Origin of the sequence: Microscilla marina ATCC 23134 (genome assembly GCF_000169175.1) — a bacterium.
In the GTDB taxonomy this organism is placed as follows: Bacteria; Bacteroidota; Bacteroidia; order Cytophagales; family Microscillaceae; genus Microscilla; species Microscilla marina.
Genome location: NZ_AAWS01000118.1, coordinates 1 through 2,088, shown reverse-complemented (window position 1 = coordinate 2,088; position 2,088 = coordinate 1). Strand labels below are relative to the sequence as shown.

The 2,088-nt window shown below is 41.4% G+C and carries 2 protein-coding genes; both read left to right on the top strand.

The window, feature by feature from the left end:
- The first annotated feature begins 94 nt into the window (after positions 1-94).
- On the top strand, positions 95-907 hold the full coding sequence (locus M23134_RS42675) for an ATP-binding cassette domain-containing protein (RefSeq protein WP_002706257.1): 813 nt from the start codon (positions 95-97) through the stop codon (positions 905-907).
- Between the two features lie 32 nt (positions 908-939).
- Positions 940-1,848 carry an ATP-binding cassette domain-containing protein gene (locus M23134_RS42670; RefSeq protein WP_002706255.1) on the top strand — a complete coding sequence of 303 codons (909 nt, stop codon included), beginning with the start codon at positions 940-942 and terminating at the stop codon, positions 1,846-1,848.
- Positions 1,849-2,088: the final 240 nt, after the last annotated feature.

Sequence of the window (2,088 nt, the reverse complement as noted above, 5' to 3'; positions counted from 1 at the left end):
GTGGCGAGCGAGTATTGTTTGAGAATATTTCTTTTGGAATTAACAAAGGACAAAAAGTGGCGTTGGTAGCAAAAACGGCACAGGCAAAACCTCTTTGCTGAAAATATTGACCGGAAAAGATGGCAGCAACGGTGGTGAGGTAGTGTTTCATAAAGATGTACACGTGGGTTTTTTAGACCAAAACCCTGATTTTGGCAGTGCCGAAACCATCATCGAGGCAGTGCTCAACTCTAACAACCCCGTAATTCAAGCCATTAAAACATACGAAGAAGCCTTGCAAAACCCCAACAACGCCCAGAAAATGGAAGAAGGGCTGGCACAAATGGATACCCACAAGGCTTGGGACTACGAGCTTAAGATCAAGCAAATATTGTCTAAGCTAAGGGTAGACGACCTGGAAAAACGCATAGATACCTTGTCGGGGGGACAAAAAAAACGGGTAGCACTTGCCAAAGTATTGATTGACGAACCCGATTTTTTAATTTTAGATGAGCCTACCAACCATTTAGACCTAGACATGATCGAGTGGTTGGAAAACTACTTATCTGCTTCGCAACTCACCCTATTGATGGTGACTCACGACCGTTATTTCTTAGACCGGATATGTACCGAAATCATTGAACTTGACCGCCAAACCTTGTTTCGCTTTAAGGGCAATTATGAATACTACCTTGAGAAAAAAGCGGAGCTTACCCAACAGGCTTCCTCAGAGGTAGAAAAAGCCCAAAACCTGATGCGCAAGGAACTGGACTGGGTACGTCGCCAACCCAAAGCAAGGGGTACCAAGGCCAAGTATCGCCTGGATGCCTTTGATGAACTAAAGAAAAAAGCCAACAGTGGGGTTTACCAAAAAGAGGCCAATATGGGGGTAAAAATGAGCCGCATGGGTAAAAAATTCTTGAAATAGAAAACCTCTACAAGAACTATGGCGACCTAAAAATGGTGGAGAATTTTAGCTATGTGTTTCAGCGTAGAGAGCGCATAGGTATTGTAGGACAAAATGGGGTGGGTAAATCTACTTTTTTGAACTTACTCACGGGTAAAATACAACCCGATAGCGGCGAAATAACCAAAGGCGAAACCATTGTGTATGGGTATTATACCCAAGAAGGAATCAAACTACCCGAAGACAAACGAGTAATAGAGGTAGTACAAGAAATAGCCGAAGAAATAGAACTGGACAAAGGACAAAAATTGTCTCCGGCACAATTGCTTGAACGCTTTTTGTTTGACCGAGATAAACAATACAACTATGTGTCTACCCTAAGCGGAGGCGAGCGCCGCCGTTTATACTTGCTTACGGTGTTGGTACAAAATCCCAACTTTTTGATTTTGGATGAGCCTACCAACGACCTCGATTTGCTCACGCTCAACGTACTGGAGGAGTTTCTGACCGATTTTGGGGGATGCTTGATCATTGTTACACACGACCGTTATTTTATGGACAAGCTTGTTGACCACTTGTTTGTGTTCGAGGGCGAAGGTTTTATCAGAGACTTTAACGGCAAATACCGCGAGTACCGTGAGTTTAAACACTTGCAAGAGCTAGAGAAAGAAAAAGAAAAGAAAGAAAGCAAACAAGGGAAACAGAAAGAAGAAAAGTCGACCAAGAAAACCGCTGATGACACCCAAAAACGTAAGTTGAGCTACAAAGAACAGAAGGAATATGAAGGACTAGAGCAGGAAATTGAACAATTGGAGGAGAAAAAAGACGAGCTGACCGAAAAACTAAATTCAGGCACGCTAGACCACGAAGAATTGCAAAACACGTCTCAAAAACTTGGAGAAATCATAGATTTAATTGACTCTAAAACAGAGCGTTGGCTAGAGTTGGCCGAATTTATTTAGTTTTTATGGTTACCAATTAGCCTGCCTACGTATAAATAAACAAAAAGTTGTTGGTTTGGGTTTTAAATTCAAACTCCTCTTTTATAATCAAAAATGGCATTCATTTTGTCTGCCCAAAGTGAAATTAAACTAAAAGCTATACATTCATCGAAGCTTTGCATATTGATGCAAGTACCGTTCTACCACAGGTATTTTAAAAATTGTTACCCCAGCTAATATTGAGTAATATGAAAAGCACTT

Bases quoted from the DNA above. Each gene is read 5' to 3' on its own strand.
- M23134_RS42670 (WP_002706255.1), top strand. From the start codon at position 940: ATGGTGGAGAATTTTAGCTATGTGTTTCAGCGTAGAGAGCGCATAGGT.